The 16,216-nt window shown below is 50.7% G+C and carries 12 protein-coding genes; 5 read left to right on the top strand and 7 right to left on the bottom strand.

All coding sequences use genetic code 11. The annotated features are described in order from the left end of the window. Window positions 1–199 precede the first annotated feature (199 nt). The gene (locus E4L36_RS05580; RefSeq protein WP_127695435.1) at window positions 200–1,543 is read left to right on the top strand and encodes a glutamine synthetase family protein; all 1,344 of its coding nucleotides are present in this window, start codon (window positions 200–202) and stop codon (window positions 1,541–1,543) included. Between the two features lie 162 nt (window positions 1,544–1,705). Continuing rightward, complete coding sequence (locus E4L36_RS05575) at window positions 1,706–2,824, top strand: polyamine ABC transporter substrate-binding protein (RefSeq protein ID WP_136679674.1); 1,119 nt, start codon at window positions 1,706–1,708, stop codon at window positions 2,822–2,824. 77 nt (window positions 2,825–2,901) lie between these two features. Here E4L36_RS05575 and E4L36_RS05570 read toward each other — a convergent pair whose 3' ends face one another. The 6 genes from E4L36_RS05570 to E4L36_RS05545 form a co-directional block, all read right to left on the bottom strand. Then, window positions 2,902–3,624 carry a glutamine amidotransferase gene (locus E4L36_RS05570; protein ID WP_136679672.1) on the bottom strand — a complete coding sequence of 241 codons (723 nt, stop codon included), beginning with the start codon at window positions 3,622–3,624 and terminating at the stop codon, window positions 2,902–2,904. 68 nt (window positions 3,625–3,692) lie between these two features. Next, complete coding sequence (locus tag E4L36_RS05565; protein WP_136679670.1) at window positions 3,693–4,514, bottom strand: ABC transporter permease subunit; 822 nt, start codon at window positions 4,512–4,514, stop codon at window positions 3,693–3,695. Then, the gene (locus tag E4L36_RS05560) at window positions 4,511–5,362 is read right to left on the bottom strand and encodes an ABC transporter permease subunit (protein WP_240657020.1); all 852 of its coding nucleotides are present in this window, start codon (window positions 5,360–5,362) and stop codon (window positions 4,511–4,513) included. Before E4L36_RS05560 ends, E4L36_RS05565 begins: the two co-directional genes overlap by 4 nt. Before the next feature lie 101 nt (window positions 5,363–5,463). Continuing rightward, window positions 5,464–6,633, bottom strand: coding sequence for a polyamine ABC transporter ATP-binding protein (potA, locus tag E4L36_RS05555; RefSeq protein WP_136679668.1), 1,170 nt, complete (start codon window positions 6,631–6,633; stop codon window positions 5,464–5,466). Between the two features lie 182 nt (window positions 6,634–6,815). Further along, complete coding sequence (locus tag E4L36_RS05550) at window positions 6,816–7,907, bottom strand: polyamine ABC transporter substrate-binding protein (protein ID WP_136679666.1); 1,092 nt, start codon at window positions 7,905–7,907, stop codon at window positions 6,816–6,818. Window positions 7,908–8,157: 250 nt separating this feature from the next. Next, window positions 8,158–9,495 carry a glutamine synthetase family protein gene (locus E4L36_RS05545; RefSeq protein ID WP_136679664.1) on the bottom strand — a complete coding sequence of 446 codons (1,338 nt, stop codon included), beginning with the start codon at window positions 9,493–9,495 and terminating at the stop codon, window positions 8,158–8,160. Window positions 9,496–9,717: 222 nt separating this feature from the next. Between E4L36_RS05545 and E4L36_RS05540 the strand changes: the two genes are divergently transcribed. The 3 genes from E4L36_RS05540 to E4L36_RS05530 all read left to right on the top strand — a co-directional run bounded on the left by E4L36_RS05540 (window position 9,718) and on the right by E4L36_RS05530 (window position 13,035). Beyond that, complete coding sequence (locus tag E4L36_RS05540; RefSeq protein ID WP_136679663.1) at window positions 9,718–10,425, top strand: GntR family transcriptional regulator; 708 nt, start codon at window positions 9,718–9,720, stop codon at window positions 10,423–10,425. A gap of 229 nt (window positions 10,426–10,654) precedes the next feature. Continuing rightward, on the top strand, window positions 10,655–12,043 hold the full coding sequence (locus E4L36_RS05535; RefSeq protein ID WP_127695451.1) for an aspartate aminotransferase family protein: 1,389 nt from the start codon (window positions 10,655–10,657) through the stop codon (window positions 12,041–12,043). Between the two features lie 158 nt (window positions 12,044–12,201). After that, entirely contained in the window at window positions 12,202–13,035 is an 834-nt protein-coding gene (locus tag E4L36_RS05530; protein ID WP_136679661.1) for a LuxR C-terminal-related transcriptional regulator, read from the top strand. 30 nt (window positions 13,036–13,065) lie between these two features. Here E4L36_RS05530 and E4L36_RS05525 read toward each other — a convergent pair whose 3' ends face one another. Further along, complete coding sequence (locus E4L36_RS05525; RefSeq protein WP_136679659.1) at window positions 13,066–16,215, bottom strand: CusA/CzcA family heavy metal efflux RND transporter; 3,150 nt, start codon at window positions 16,213–16,215, stop codon at window positions 13,066–13,068. Between the last annotated feature and the right edge of the window lies 1 nt (window position 16,216).

The raw sequence follows: 16,216 nt of genomic DNA, 5'->3' as shown, positions 1-16,216 counted from the left end.
CACGTATAAAAAGCATTAAACCGAATCTTAATTCGGTTTTTTTTACGAAACAAGCTACATTCTATATTGATAAACACAAATCTTTGGTGCTTAATAATTAGCCATACCCCAGCAGTAAAACCGAATCTTTATTCGAATTTAACCATCCGCTAGCAGTGCACTACACGCTGACAGCAGCAGAGAACTCAACAGGTGACTTATGGAAGCCGTAGCTAGGTTTCTTCAGGAAAATGCAATCACGGAAGTCGAATCTACACTACCCGACATGACGGGTAATGCCCGCGGCAAGTTTTACCCAACACAGAAATTTCTCTCCGAGCAAGGTGGCCGTATTCCCGAGTCGTTATTGGTACAAACCGTGACGGGGGACTGGGCAGACAACCATTACGATCTGGTCGATGCCAGCGATCGCGATATGATTCTGACACCAGACGCCACAACCTTGCGTATTGTTCCTTGGGCCGGAGAGCCCACCGCGTCGGTGATTAACGATTGCTACACCGTTGATGGTGAACTACATCCTTTAGCGAGCCGCTCCGTGCTACGTAAAGTGCTCAAGCTCTATGAAGACGAAGGTTTACAACCGATTATCGCACCCGAGGTTGAGTTCTATCTTATCCAGAAGAATACCGACCCAGACTACGAGCTAAAGCCAGCTGTTGGACGCTCGGGCCGCCGCGAAACCGCGCGCCAGTCTTTTAGCATTGATGCCGTCAATGAGTTTGATCCCATCATCGATACGCTCTATGACTACTGCGAAGCACTAGAGCTCAATGTCGATACACTGATCCACGAATCCGGCCCAGCGCAACTAGAGATCAACTTCCTGCATGGCGACCCGTTAGAGTTAGCCGATCAAGTCTTTATGTTTAAGCGCACTGTGCGTGAAACTGCCATTAAGCACGGTATCTACGCCACTTTTATGGCGAAGCCGATGAGCCATGAACCCGGCAGCTCGATGCACATTCACCAAAGCTTGATCGACTTAGAAACACAGCAAAATATCTTTGCCGGAACCGATAGCCGCTTTAGCGAACGTTTCTATCATTATGTTGGTGGTTTACAGAAGTTCACACCAAATGCGATCAGCTTCTATGCACCCAGCGTTAACTCCTATCGCCGTTTTGCGCCCGAGATGTCCGCCCCGGTCAACATGAAGTGGGGTATCGATAACCGGACAACAGGCCTGCGTGCACCGGAAGCAACTGCAGACGCAACCCGTATCGAAAACCGTTTTCCAGGCGCTGATAGCAACCCCTACCTTGCCATCGCAGCAAGCCTTGCTTGTGGCTACCTCGGACTCAAGAAGCAGCTGCAGCCTACCAAACCGACCTCGGATCTTGCTGCTGAAGAGGGCGATATGGTGGAGCTAGCACGCTCCTTAGAAGAGGGGCTGCGCTTGCTTGAAAGCTGCCCGGAACTTTGCGAAATCATGGGTGAAAAGTTCGTTGAAGCCTACATCGGCGTTAAACGTGCTGAGTTTGAAACCTTTCACCAAGTCATTAGTTCGTGGGAGCGTGAATTCCTGCTACTGAACGTTTAACAAAATCAGGCAGCCTCGGCTGCCTTTTTTGATCCGATTTTCTGGTCAGCTCTGACAGATTTATTCGTTGGACTCCCTGACCTCATAGATTACTATGATCGGCATTCGTGTTGCGTCATTTGAGACGGATGTCGAACCCACTGCAACTGGAGACTGTAAACTATGAAAAGCGCTCTACCCTCTCGTTTTACCTTTACGCTTTCAGCATTAGCTTTAAGTATTGCAGCCTCCTCAGCCGCTCAAGCGCAAGAGGAGTTAAACTTTTATAACTGGTCTGACTATATCGCTGAAGAGACGATAGAACGCTTTGAGAAAGAGACCGGCATCAAGGTGACTTACGACGTTTACGACAGCAACGAAACACTCGAAGCAAAGCTCTTAGCGGGTAACTCAGGTTATGACTTGGTTGTGCCAACGTCACACTTTATGGAGTTACAGATCAAAGCGGGTATTTTCCTGCCAATTGATAAAACAAAGCTGCCGAATTACAAGCACCTCGACGCTAGCTTGATGGAAACACTAGGCCGTAAAGACCCGGGCAACCAATACGGTATTCCCTATCTTTGGGGCACAACAGGTATTGGCTATAACCCAGCACAAGTTGCAGCGGCACTGGGCGAGGATGCACCCGTCAATAGCTGGGATCTGGTTTTCAAACCAGAGTATATGTCGAAACTACAAGACTGTGGCGTCACGTTCTTAGACTCACCCGATGAGATGATCCCGTTTGCGCAGCTTTACGCAGGAAAAGATCCAAACTCCCACAACATGGCCGACTTTAAACCCGATGCCGACGCCGCCAAGGTACTGAAAGGTGTTCGCCCCTACGTGAAGCAGTTCCACTCTTCGCAGTATGTGAACGACCTTGCTAATGGGGATAGCTGCGTTGCCGTCGGTTTCTCTGGCGATGTATTTCAAGCCGCGGCACGTGCCGAAGAGGCGAATAACGGCGTTGAGGTGAAGTACAGCATCCCTAAAGAGGGTTCTGAGATCTGGTTCGATATGCTGGTGATCCCTAAAGACGCGCCCAATGCAGAGAACGCTCATAAGTTTATCAACTACCTGCTGCGCCCTGACGTCATTGCAGAGATCACTAACTATGTTTGGTATGCCAACCCAAACAAAGACGCTACCGCACTGGTTGATAAAGAGATCACTAGCGACCCTGCTATCTACCCTGATGAGGCGACAATGAACAACCTGTATATCAGCTCTCAGGTACCACCGAAGATCGCTAAAGTCCGCAACCGCTTATGGGCAGAGATCAAGCGCGGCAAATAACACCTATGCCAAACCCACAAAAAAGCCAGCGAAATGCTGGCTTTTTTATGTTTCGAGATTCTACTCTTTGACTGTGTTTATTTGACCCGCGCCTCTAAGAACTCGGCCATCCAGCGCGCAACTTCCAGAGAATCGGCCTTTGCGCCTGCTTCACGCAGTGACGCCAGCCCTGCTTGTGCCGCCGCATTCGGAATACCATCTCCGTCGCGTAGCGTAAGTAACGCTTCTTCATAGGCCACGTTGAACTCAGGGTGAGACTGCAGCGTAAAGATTCGATCATCGTAAACAAGCCCTGCCAACGGGCAAAACTCTGACGTAGCAAAGACTTCAGCGTTATCCGGTTTGGTGACAACTTGATCTTGGTGCACGGCGTTGATCGTAAATGCGTTCGGTACATCCTTAATAAAGTCGGTTTTCCCTTCCAAACGATAGGTATGCAAACCTACCCCCCAACCTGCTGCATATTGCTCTACGACACCACCAAACGCCTCGGCCACAATCTGATGTCCAAAGCAGATACCCACCATCGGGCGCTCAGACTGATGGATAGCCAGGATAAACTCCTTCAACGTCGTCATCCACGGTAGTTGCTCATAAACATTGGACTTTGAACCGGTGATAATCCAGCCGTCACACTCGGTTGGGCTGCTCGGAAATTGGCCCGCTTTTACCTCAAAAACCTCATATTGATAGTCGTAGCCCGCCTTATCAAACAGCTGCATAAACATCTGCGCATAAGAGCCATGCTCATCGAGTAGCTCGGTTGGCGTAATACCGGTTTCAAGGATACCTAACTTCATTTTTACTACCTTTTATAAACTGAGCCGCGAAAAACGCGCAGCAGGCAGAGCCCCTACTGCGCAACGCGCTAGTTGTTGTCTAAACGTTCTAACAAGCGAGCTTGGCGACGCATTTGGTACATCGCAGCGATCACGCCAACCGCAACAATCAATATCATCAGCGTTGCGAGGGCATTGACCTCTGGTGTTACGCCTAAACGTACTTTCGAGAAGATCACCATAGGCAACGTACTGTTACCCGGCCCCGAAACGAAACTCGCGATTACCAAGTCATCCAACGACAGCGTGAAGGATAATAGCCACCCCGAGATGATCGCTGGAGCGATCAAGGGCAACGTCACGAGGAAGAATAGCGAACTTGGGCGCGCACCCAGGTCCATCGCTGCCTCCTCGAGTGACTCATCCATCGACGAGAGCCGCGCCTGCACGATAACAGCAACATAGGCCATACAGAAGGTGGTATGTGCAATGATAATCGTGCCAGTCCCTCGCCCTGAGGGCCAGCCAAAGATACGCTCCATCGCCACAAAGAGCAGCAGCAACGAGAGTCCGGTAATGACCTCTGGCATAACCAGTGGCGCCGTTACCCAACCAGATAAGATCATCTTGCCACGGAACGGGCCGAAACGACTCATCGCATACCCTGCTAACGTGCCGAGCACCACAGCCAGCGATGCGCTGATAAAGGCGATCTTCACGCTCAACCAAGCCGCCTCAATGATCTGATCATTGTTGAATAGCTCGGTATACCACTTCAGTGACCAGCCACCCCATACCGTTACAAGCTTGGACTTGTTGAAGCTGTAAACGATCAGAGCGACGATCGGCGCGTACAGGAAAATAAAGCCAGCCGTAGCTGATAGGTTCAGGAACCATGAACGTCGTTTCATGATGCTGCCTCCTTACCTTGCGTATTTCGGATCAACATAATCGGCAACACCAGCACGATGAGCATAACAATCGCCACCGCTGAGGCCATCGGCCAGTCCCGGTTCAAGAAGAACTCATCCCAGAGCACTCGACCAATCATCAAAGTATCCGAGCCACCCAACAGCGCAGGAATAACAAACTCACCAACCGCAGGGATAAATACCAACAAGCAACCGGCGATAATGCCCGGCAGTGCCAGTGGCAGTGTCACTAAACAGAAACCGGTTACTGGCCGAGCACCTAAGTCCTCTGCCGCTTCCAGCAACGTCATATCCATCTTTTCGAGGGCGCTGTATAGCGGTAACACCATAAATGGCAGGTAGGTGTAAACGATACCCACATAGACGGCGAAGTCTGTTTGTAACATCTGCAAAGGCTGGTCGATCACACCCATACCCAGCAGCATATCGTTCACGATACCGTTCTTTTTCAAGAACCCCATCCATGCATACACACGCAATAGAAACGAGGTCCAGAATGGTAAAATCACCGCAGCTAGCAGCAAACCACGCACGCTGCCCTCACTGCGCGCAATCAAGTATGCGATAGGAAACGCGACAATCAGTGTAATAAGCGTTGAGATCGCGGCAATTTTGATCGAGTTAAGATACGCATCCAGATAAAAGGTATCTTCGACCAAATAAAAGTAGTTACCTAAGTTAATTTTGAGGTTGAGGTAAGCCTCTTCTAAGTTCCACTCCAGCAGTGATGTGTAAGGCGGTACGGCAATCGCCGTCTCGGCCAATGAGATCTTGAACACCACCAGAAAAGGCACGAAGAAAAATAGCCCGAGCCAAAACATTGGCATCGAAATAACCGCTAACTTTCCCCAACGGATGCGCGAGAAGAACGGGCGCTTCACGCCAATTTGTGACTCATCGCCTATCCAGGCCGATCCTTTTAGAATACTCATGACGTGAGTACCACGGTGCTATCGGACTTCCAAGATAGGAAGACCTTATCGTTCCATGTAAAACGATCACCGACATGGCGGTCGAAGTTCGGTTGAGTGACTCGTACCTCTTTGCCGCTGTTCAGGCGCACTCGGAAGACTGAAAGGCTGCCCATGTAAGCGATATCTTCGATCTCGCCCTCTAGGATGTTATCAACGTCGGTTGGGCGCTCGTAGCTGATAGAGATCTTCTCTGGGCGCACCGCCACACTTACCTCTTGGCCCGGCGCACAGCTAATACCATGGTGTTTTACAATCGTTGTGCCCGCTTCAGCCGATTCGATATGCACCGCATCCGGCTCATCTTGCACGACGAAACCGGCAAACAGATTCACGGAGCCGATAAAGCGTGCAACGAAGCGGCTGTTTGGATACTCGTAAACATCGTGTGGCTCATCCGTTTGCACGATCACACCGTGGTTCATGACACCAATACGGGTTGCGAGCGTCATCGCTTCCTCTTGGTCATGGGTTACCACAACGAAGGTAACTCCCAACTCCTCTTGAATGTTCACAAGTTCAAATTGGGTCTCTTCACGGAGCTTTTTATCCAACGCGCCCAGCGGCTCGTCCAACAACAGCAACTTAGGACGTTTAATCAAGGAACGAGCTAGCGCAACCCGCTGACGCTGACCACCAGAAAGTTGATGTGGCTTGCGCTTGCCAAGATGCCCAAGCTGTACCATATCCAACATCTGTGCAACACGCTGTTTCACTTCAGCACGGCCCACGCCTTCGCGCTTCAAGCCAAAAGCCACGTTGTCTGCAACCGAGAGGTGCGGAAACAGCGCGTAAGACTGGAACATCATGTTAACCGGGCGCTTCCACGGCTGAATACCCGACATATCGGTACCGTCGATAATAATGCGACCGCTAGTAGGCGTCTCGAAGCCTGCCAACATGCGAAGTAACGTGGACTTACCGGAGCCCGACCCGCCGAGCAAACAAAACAGCTCATTTTTGTATATATCTAGCGAGATGTTATCCACCGCAGTGAACTCGCCAAATTTCTTAGTCAGGTTTTCGATACGTAGAAAGGGTTCAGCACCCTCTTGCTTCCATGCGGGTACACTATCAGTTGCAGTATTAGATGACAGTGATGTCTCGGTATTCTGGGAGGAGGTCATAACTTACCCTCGCGTCGTTGCTATACAGATCCCTCCACCTGCCCACACAAGGCAAGCGTCAGGGTTAAAACGGCTAGCTAAATATGCTGAAGCACAAACGATACGTCAGTGCCTTTGGCGCCTTATCGTCGCAGTTATAGAACACCGGGAACGCGTTGACACGTATCCCGGTGCGCTATCTATCAACGTCCGGTTTTAATGCCACTCCATGCACGGGTCAACTTGCGATCAAACTTCGCAGTGTGTGCATTTTGCGTGAACAGACGCGCTTTTACCTCATCGGCAGGGTAAATGCCTGGGTTGTTAACGACATCTTCATTCAAGAGAGGACGAGCCGCCGTATTTGCAACGGCATAGTAAACGAAATTAGCGATACTCGCGCCAGTTTCTGGACGCAGAATGTAATCGATAAATTGGTGAGCCGCCTCAGGGTGCGGAGCATCAGCAGGGATTGCTAGCAGATCAAACCAGACCAGCGTCCCCTCTTTCGGAATCATATACTCGATGGTGTGCTTCTGACCTGCCTCTTGTGCACGGCTCTGAGCTTGCAGAATATCGCCGTTATAGCCTAAGGCAACACACACATCACCATTCGCTAGATCCGAGATGTACTTACTGGAGTGGAAGTACTTGTAGCTACTACGCACTGACTTTAATAGCTCAGTTCCTTTCGCTAGATCCGCTTTCTTCTCGGAGTTTGGATCAAGGCCCAAGTAGTTCAACGCGATAGACATCACCTCAGCCGGTGAGTCGAGTAAGCCAATACCGCAATCCGCTAGCTTAGCCGCAACTTCCGGCTTAAAGATCAGATCATAAGTATTGAAAGAGTCTGTACCAAGGCGCTTGGTCACCTCTTCTTTATTGTAGCCAAGCCCAATGGTGCCCCATGTGTAGGGAACGTTGTGCATATTGCCAGGGTCGTGACGTTCAACCTTTTCAACCAGCTCAGCATCGAGGTTTTTCAAGTTGCTCAGCTTCTGTTTGTCGATTTTAGCGTAGATACCCGCCTTTACCTGACGCTCCAGAAAAGAGCCCGTTGGGATGACAACATCGTAACCTGTGCCACCAGACATCAACTTCGCTTCGAGCACTTCGTTAGAGTCATAAACATCATAGTTGACCTTGATGCCCGTCTCTTTCTCAAATGCTTCGATAGCCGCTGGGTCCATATAATCAGACCAGTTATAGACGTTTAGAACCTTCTCTTCGGCCAATGCCGCTGTTGAGATCGACGCTGAAAGCGCAATAGCCAGTGCGGCCTTTTTGCTATACATAGGTACACTCCGTTTAGGTGCCACCGCTTCACACTCTCTAATGAAGGATGGTGACATGCTTTTTGTTATTGTTGCTAACCTAACTCTCTGTAGCTTTAGCCGTGCATTATGCTTGTTGTGCTAAACCTACAGCGAAAACCAGCTTTTGCCGCCCTTTGTGCGATAGCGGCAGGTACCAATCTACGTAGCTGACTGCACTTTCGACATACCTCGCAGGTGGTATGACGAAAGTTCAACTGCGTGGTATTTATCAAAGAAAGCCTAAGTAAGACTCGTATTCGATATCTGAAATCTGCGCATGTAATTTTTGCTGCTCTTGGCGCTTCGCCGCGGTGAAAACACGAATGAACTCTTCACCCAAGTACTCGGATAGCACATCACTGTTCGCGAACGCCTCAGTGGCATCATCCCAGCGATTAGGCAAGACCAACTCAGGGTCCATCTCGGCATAGGCGTCACCTTCAACCGGAGCAGGTGGCATCAGTTTGTTATCGATACCGTACAAAGCACCCGCTAAAATCGCCGCAAGTACCAGATATGGGTTGGCATCCGCTCCTGCCACACGGTGCTCGACGCGACGCGCGACACATGGGCTATCCGGTACGCGGATCGCTACGGTGCGGTTTTCGTAACCCCAGCTAGCGAAGGTTGGTGCATGAGCGCCCACCATGAAACGGCGGTAAGAGTTCATATGGGGTGCGAACGTCAGCATGCCATCTGCCATCGTCTGCATCATGCCTGCAACAGCGTGCTTGAGCATATCGGTGCCTTCGTCGCCGCCATTATCAAACACGTTTTCACCCGCCTCGTTTAGCAAGCTGAAATGCACATGGAAACCGTTACCGCTCTTGTCCGCGTATGGCTTAGCCATAAAGGTGGCAGCGTATCCGTGCTTGCGTGCAATACCGCGCACCAGACGCTTAAACATGATCGCCTGATCACCCGCTAACATAGGGTTATCAACGTGGTTTAGGTTAATTTCAAACTGACCTGGCCCAAGCTCGGAGATAATAGTGTCCGCCGGCACTCCCTGCTGTTCACACACTTCACGGACTTCCGCAAAGAACAGCGCTAAACCATCCATCTCATCAATGGAGTAACAATCAGTCTCAGATAGGCGGCGGCCGTGCCCTTCCACTAAAACAGGTGGCTGCGGGCGCTGTGTTTCTTCTGACTTGCCGTCCATCAAGTAGAACTCAAGCTCGGTCGCAACGACGGGTGTCAGCCCTTTCTCTTTATAACGCTTAACCACTGCGCTCAGAACTTGGCGAGGATCAGCTAAAAAAGGCGAGCCATCTGGGTTGTACATCGTCGCCAAGATTTGGTCGCGGGCAGTTTCAGCCCAGCTCACGGGAACGGGCTCTGGATGCACTGGCATACAAACACCATCACTATCGCCGGTTTCAAAAACCAGACCATTCTCCAGTACATCATCTCCCCAGAAGTCGAATCCAACCACTGAGCGCGGCAGCTTGACCCCCTCTTCCATCACTTTATCCAGTGTATTGCTTGGCATACGCTTACCGCGCAGGTTGCCATTTAGGTCGGTGATGAACAGATCAAACTCGTTGTTATTATCAGAAGACATAAGATTCTCTCTAAACACGGTGTCATCCAGCGCCGCACAGCTGAGTGCAGCCTTCTTCAGCTAGATGATCACAGGTCACAATCTAATTGAATTGTGATCACAAATACACAACAATGTGATCACGAATTTCTCTTTCGGTCAACTATTCGTCAGTAGCTTATTGCATTCACCCTCAACCGCGATAGCGGTAACATAAGGGCAAACAACAAGATGACAAAGCCAATGGACAAGAAATCCCCTATCGAAATTACCTTAACCGAGCGAAACGAGGGTGTAACTATCACCCAGTGGGTATATTCGATGCTCCGTAACGCCGTCATGAACGGAGAAATTTTGCCAGGCCGCGCGCTTACAATCCGCGAACTGGCGGCACTTCTCGATGTCAGCCCCATGCCTATTCGTGAGGCATTGCGGCAGCTCGCAGCCGAGGGCGCACTTGAGATTCAGGGGAACCGCCGGGTGCTCGTTCCCCATATGACAGCCATGAAATTCGATGAACTTTGTGAAGCACGCATTGCGATAGAATCTCATGCGGCGGCTCGTGCGCTCCCCTATATTGATAACGTGAAATTGGACGAATTACGCCAGCTAGACCGCCTGATTGATGATGCTCAAGAGCAGGGAAACCTCAATAAAATTAGCATCTTGAATCAGAACTTTCACCGCAGCCTGTACACGGCCAACCCCCACCAGGTGACGCTTCCGTTGATCGAGAGCATCTGGCTGCAACTCGGCCCATTTATGCGCTTAGCCACCAATCATCTCAAAGATCACTACCTTGTCGATCGTCATAACGATGCGATGCAAGCCATTGAAAGAAAAGATGCTTTTGCGCTACAAATCGCCATTTCGGCCGATATTCGCGAGGGTTTTGCCTTCGCCAGCACCCCGGAGTTACTGCAGCGCTTTATCGAAGAGTCTGAGAGCTAGCCCCTGCGCACCATCCCTGCTCCGTTACGCCCCATATTTTCTTTTTTGATATCAAGCACTTCGAGGTATATGCCTCGAAGTGGTGCAATTTTTTATCAACTTTGTGATTGACTTTTAAATTTTGTGATCACAAAATCAATTCAAACTTGATCACTCAACGACCCCATCGAAAATTCACACGACCTGTGTTCAAGCGGTGGTGTCGCTGCTACTAAATTGGAGTAACGTTATGTCCAGCCATCGCACAACGACAGCGGCTAACACCGCCGATATTCAAGCCACCGATGCTAGCCACCACATGCACCCATTTACCAACACAGGTGCACTGAACCGCAAAGGCGCACGTGTTATCGAACGCGCCGAAGGCGTTTACCTGTGGGATAGCGAAGGCAACAAGATTATCGATGGCATGGCAGGCCTTTGGTGCGTCAACATGGGTTACGGGCGCAAAGAGCTTGTTGAAGCAGCGCACCAGCAGATGCAAACACTGCCCTACTACAACACCTTTTTCCAAACAACTCATACACCTGCTGCAGAGTTAGCTAAAGAGATCGCAAGTGTTACGCCTGGCGATCTAAACCATATCTTCTTTGCAAACTCCGGTTCCGAAGCGGTTGATACTGTCATTCGCTTGGTGCGTCAGTACTGGAATATCAAAGGCAAGCCGTACAAGAATATCTTGATCGGTCGTGAAAATGCGTATCACGGCAGTACGATTGGCGGCACCAGCCTAGGTGGTATGAGCGGCATGCATAAACAAGGCGGCCCACTAGTACCGAATATCGAGCGTATTCGCCAGCCATACTGGTACGGCGAGGCAGGCGATATGAGCGAAGAGGAGTTCGGTCTTGCCTGTGCACAAGCACTAGAGGAGAAGATTCTTGCCGTAGGGCCTGACAACGTTGCGGCGTTTGTAGGTGAGCCGATCCAAGGCGCTGGCGGTGTTATCGTGCCACCCGCTAATTACTGGCAAGAGATCAAACGCATTTGCGACAAATATGACGTACTGATCGCAGCAGATGAAGTTATCTGTGGTTTTGGTCGTACCGGCAACTGGTTCGGCTGCCAAAGCTTTGATTTCCAGCCCGATCTGATGTCCATGGCCAAAGGCCTCTCTTCAGGTTACTTACCTATCGCGGCTGTTGCCGTTGGAGATCGCATTGCCAACGCGTTTATCGAGCACGATGAAGACTTTAACCACGGCTTCACCTATTCGGGCCACCCTGTGGCGGCGGCGGTTGCTATCGAAAACATCCGCCTTATGAAAGAGGAAAACATCGTTGATTACGTCGCGAACGATATCGGGCCTTACTTTCAAACCAAGCTGCGTGAAATGCTCAGCGAACACCCACTCGTTGGACACATCGAAGGCATGGGGCTAGTTGCAGGTATCGCGCTGGTTAAAGACAAAGCGACCAAAACGCTCTTCCCAGATGATTTAGATATCGGCCTAATCTGCCGTGACCACTGTTTCGAAAACGGTCTTATTATGCGTGCCGTGGGTAGCCGTATGGTGCTTTCGCCACCACTGGTTATCAGCCACGCCGAAGTGGATGAAGTCCTAGAAAAGGCGCGCCACTGTTTTGATCTTACCTTGGCCTCTGTAGATAAGGGCTAAATTAGCCCTAACACGGTAAGCACTGAAGCACCGCATGCTTCACTTTCTACTGGCTGCCTCGCGCAGCCAGATTTTTTATTGCTCGATTCCATCGTAAACTACGAGTCAACGCCGCGATATTAGCCTATCGCCAGAAAGCAGCAAACGCAGGCCCCACCATGAGCCAAAGATACCAACAAGATGCACAATTCAGCGCATGGAAGAAAGATGTCGCCAGTTTAATAGACCATGTGAGACTGCGCAGCTTCCCACACGTGCTCGCTGACTTTTTAGGTACCCTGTGCCACTTCGATACCATCTTGATGGTTACGTTTAAAAAGAGTTTTAGGCCTGTCATTCTCTACCCGACAGACCCTGCAGAGCAGAGCCAAACGCTACACAATTACCTTAGCAAATCCTATATTCTGGATCCGCTCTTCAACCGTATCCAAGCAGGTGGGCTTCCCGATGTTAGCCGCCTCATCGAGATCGCCCCTGACTCCTTCGAAACGACCGAATACTACCAAACATGCTACAAGGATTTTGATCTCGTCGATGAGATAAACCTTGTCATTGAGCTGGACAAAACCGTCACCTGTGCCATCTCTCTAGGGCGGAAAACGAACCTTGGCACCATCACCCGCGCCGAACTGCTGCGTTTACAGGACAGCTTCCCCGTGATTAGTGCGTTAGTGCGCCAATTCTGGCTTTCGCAAGCGGCCGAGTATGTTCAGTTTGAAAAATCCGATAGCGCAATGAAACAAGCATTGAAAACCTTCGGTACGGGCGTGTTAACAAAACGCGAACAGGAGATATCAGGGCTAATTTTACAGGGCCACTCCTCCAAAGCGATCGCCTCGATGCTCAATATCAGTCTTGGAACCGTGAAAGTGCATCGTAAAAATATCCACACTCGTTTGAACACCTCAACGCAGTCTGAGATTTTCACGCTCTTTCTAGCCCACCTCAACGAGATAGAAAACGCACATAACGGCAACGAAGGAGAGGCCTAATAGCCTCTCCCTCTTTACATTACCTACCCCTCACGACGATGTTGGCAACTGGCGATTGAACCGTTCAATCACCGGCCACTTAACCAAGCTGTAAACAACCGGCAACACGATCAGCGCCAGTATGACAGCACTGGTCATACCGCCAACCATAGGGGCAGCAATGCGGCTCATGACCTCCGCCCCTGTACCATCCGCATAGAGAATGGGAAGTAGCCCAATAATGATTGTTGCCACCGTCATCATAACAGGACGCACGCGCAACCCCGCTCCACGCAGCAACGCATCCCGATACTCAGCACGCGTAATAGGCTTTCCTACTTCTTGGGCCTCAGCCTGAAGCTCGCGAAGGGCTTGGTTGAGATATACCAGCATAATGACGCCTATCTCTACAGCAACGCCTGCCAGCGCGATAAAACCTACCCCCACCGCCACTGAAAAGTTGAAGCCCTCCCAATACATCAACCAAAGCCCGCCAATCATCGCCATCGGCAGCGTTGCGATGATGATAGCGACTTCACTAAACGCTTTGAAATTGAGATACAGCAACACCACGATAATCGCTAAGGTGAGTGGCAAAACATACGATAGCTTTAGCTTGGCGCGCTCCATATATTCATATTGCCCAGCCCAAATAATGGAGTACCCCACCGGCAGTGATAGCTCGCGCGCTAACATCGCCTTCGCATCAGCCACATAGGTACCAATATCTACGTTGTCGATATCGATAAATGTCCACCCATTAAGGCGTGCGTTTTCGCTTTTGATGCCGGGAGGGCCCTCTTTAATCTGTATTGATGCCACATCACCCAGCGTTATTTGAGCACCGTTTGGAGCCATCAAAGGCAGCATCGCTAGCTTCTCAGGGCTATCACGATAATCTTGAGGATAACGTATGTTCACCGGATAGCGCTCTTGGCCCTCTACGGTTTGGGTAATGTTTCTCCCCCCAATAGCCACGGCTACACGCTGCTGAATATCAGCAATATTCAGCCCATAACGACTCGCCCGCTGGCGATCAATATCCACATTGATGTAGCGCCCACCGACCACACGTTCAGAGTATACCGATGCGGTCCCCTTAACTTGTGGTAGCAGCATTTCAAGCTGCTGCCCGATAGATTGAATCACGCCCAGATCAGGCCCCGCCACCTTGATACCAACCGGCGTTTTAATACCGGTGGCCAGCATATCGATACGTGTTTTGATGGGCATTACCCATGCGTTGGTAACGCCCGGCAGTTTCACTAAACGATCTAGCTCCGCTTTTAGATCTGCTGTCGTCAAGCCTGCACGCCACTCAGAACGCGGTTTAAGCTGGATAAATGTTTCGATCATCGTTAAAGGAGCGGGGTCCGTTGCAGTTTCAGCCCGGCCCACCTTGCCAAAGACATTGGCTACCTCTGGAACTGTACGAATCAGTTTATCGGTTTGCTGCAGTAGCTCACGCGCTTTGCCGATCGATATTCCCGGGTACGTTGTTGGCATATACATCAGATCCCCCTCATCCAGTTCAGGGATAAACTCGCTACCAATCTTATCGACCGGATAAAAGCCTGCGAGCGTCACAACCAGCGCCCCCACCAACGTCGCTTTAGGGAACTTCATGACCCGCTTCAGCACGGGAAAATAGAGCGCAATCAGTAACCGATTTAGCGGATTCTTGCGCTCGGAGATCACTTTTCCGCGGATAAAGTAGCCCATCAACACCGGCACCAATGTGATCGCAAGCCCTGCTGAGGCCGCCATTGCATAGGTTTTGGTGAACGCCAGAGGCGCAAACATCCGCCCCTCTTGCGCCTCAAGGATAAACACCGGCAAAAATGATACGGTGATAATCAGTAAGCTGAAAAACAGTGCAGGCCCGACTTCCGAGGCCGCCCGTGCAACCACTTGCCACCGGTTTTGGTCAGTGAGCGGGGTTCTCTCCATGTGCTTATGCATGTTTTCAATCATCACGATGGCACCATCTGTCATCGCACCGATAGCGATTGCGATACCACCTAACGACATGATATTGGCGTTAATTCCCTGCCAATACATCACGATGAACGCCACCAGTATGCCAAGGGGCAGCGTGACAACCGCTACGATGGATGAGCGAAGATGGAAGAGAAATGCCACACATACCAGCGCAACAACGGCGAGTTCCTCCAGCAACTTACTCCACAAATTGTCCACCGCGCGGGTGATCAAGTCAGAACGGTCATAAACCGGAATGACTTCAACTCCATCCGGTAAGGAGCCTTCCAAAGAAGCGAGCTTCTCTTTAACACCAGCAATTGTCTGCTGGGCATTTTCCCCAAAGCGCATCACAACAATGCCGCCGACGGTTTCCCCTTCGCCATTCAGTTCCGCCACGCCCCGGCGCATTTGCGGTCCTACCACCACCTCAGCAACATCGGCAATGGTCAACGCCACGCCTTGCTGGTTTACACCCAGCGGGATCTGCGCAATATCTTGCGCCGACTGAATATAGCCACTGGCCGTGACCATATATTCCGCCTCTGCCATCTCAATGACAGACGCACCTGCTTCTTGGTTACCCCGCTTTAGCGCGATCTCAATCAAACTTAAAGGGATACGGTGGGCACGTAACCGGTCAGGATTCACCTGCACTTGGTACTGCTTCACCATGCCACCCACTGCAGCAACTTCGGATACGCCGGGCACAGTTTGCAATTCGTATTTGAGAAACCAGTCTTGCAGGCTACGTAGCTCGCTGAGATCGTGTTGGCCGGTGCGATCAGTGAGCGCATAGATAAAGACCCATCCCACACCCGTCGCATCTGGGCCTAGCTGCGTCGTCGCCCCTTGCGGCAAGCTGGATGTTGCTTGGCTGAGGTACTCAAGCACTCGGCTACGAGCCCAATAGATATCGGTATCGTCATCAAAGATGACGTAGACGTATGAGTCACCAAAAAAGGAGTAGCCACGCACCGTTTTTGCGCCGGGTACAGATAAAAGCGCCGTGGTTAGCGGAAAAGTCACCTGGTCCTGAACAACCTGTGGTGACTGGCCCGGGTAGCTAGTTTTAACAATCACCTGCACATCAGAAAGGTCAGGTATGGCGTCAACTGGCGTATTTTTTAGCGCAAAACTACCGCTTACAATAAGGACAGCAGCAGCCACCAAAACCAGAAAGCGGTTAGCAATTGACCACCGAATAATAGCTTCAATCATT

It is taken from the genome of Neptunomonas sp. XY-337 (assembly GCF_004959845.1).
GTDB lineage: Bacteria > Pseudomonadota > Gammaproteobacteria > Pseudomonadales > Balneatricaceae > Neptunomonas > Neptunomonas marina.
This window is presented reverse-complemented; position numbering and strand designations above follow the sequence as displayed.

Bases quoted from the DNA above. Each gene is read 5' to 3' on its own strand.
- E4L36_RS05580 (WP_127695435.1), top strand. From the start codon at position 200: ATGGAAGCCGTAGCTAGGTTTCTTCAGGAAAATGCAATCACGGAAGTC.
- E4L36_RS05575 (WP_136679674.1), top strand. From the start codon at position 1,706: ATGAAAAGCGCTCTACCCTCTCGTTTTACCTTTACGCTTTCAGCATTA.
- E4L36_RS05570 (WP_136679672.1), bottom strand. From the start codon at position 3,624: ATGAAGTTAGGTATCCTTGAAACCGGTATTACGCCAACCGAGCTACTC.
- E4L36_RS05565 (WP_136679670.1), bottom strand. From the start codon at position 4,514: ATGAAACGACGTTCATGGTTCCTGAACCTATCAGCTACGGCTGGCTTT.
- E4L36_RS05560 (WP_240657020.1), bottom strand. From the start codon at position 5,362: ATGCCAATGTTTTGGCTCGGGCTATTTTTCTTCGTGCCTTTTCTGGTG.
- potA (WP_136679668.1), bottom strand. From the start codon at position 6,633: ATGACCTCCTCCCAGAATACCGAGACATCACTGTCATCTAATACTGCA.
- E4L36_RS05550 (WP_136679666.1), bottom strand. From the start codon at position 7,907: ATGTATAGCAAAAAGGCCGCACTGGCTATTGCGCTTTCAGCGTCGATC.
- E4L36_RS05545 (WP_136679664.1), bottom strand. From the start codon at position 9,495: ATGTCTTCTGATAATAACAACGAGTTTGATCTGTTCATCACCGACCTA.
- E4L36_RS05540 (WP_136679663.1), top strand. From the start codon at position 9,718: ATGGACAAGAAATCCCCTATCGAAATTACCTTAACCGAGCGAAACGAG.
- E4L36_RS05535 (WP_127695451.1), top strand. From the start codon at position 10,655: ATGTCCAGCCATCGCACAACGACAGCGGCTAACACCGCCGATATTCAA.
- E4L36_RS05530 (WP_136679661.1), top strand. From the start codon at position 12,202: ATGAGCCAAAGATACCAACAAGATGCACAATTCAGCGCATGGAAGAAA.
- E4L36_RS05525 (WP_136679659.1), bottom strand. From the start codon at position 16,215: ATGATTGAAGCTATTATTCGGTGGTCAATTGCTAACCGCTTTCTGGTT.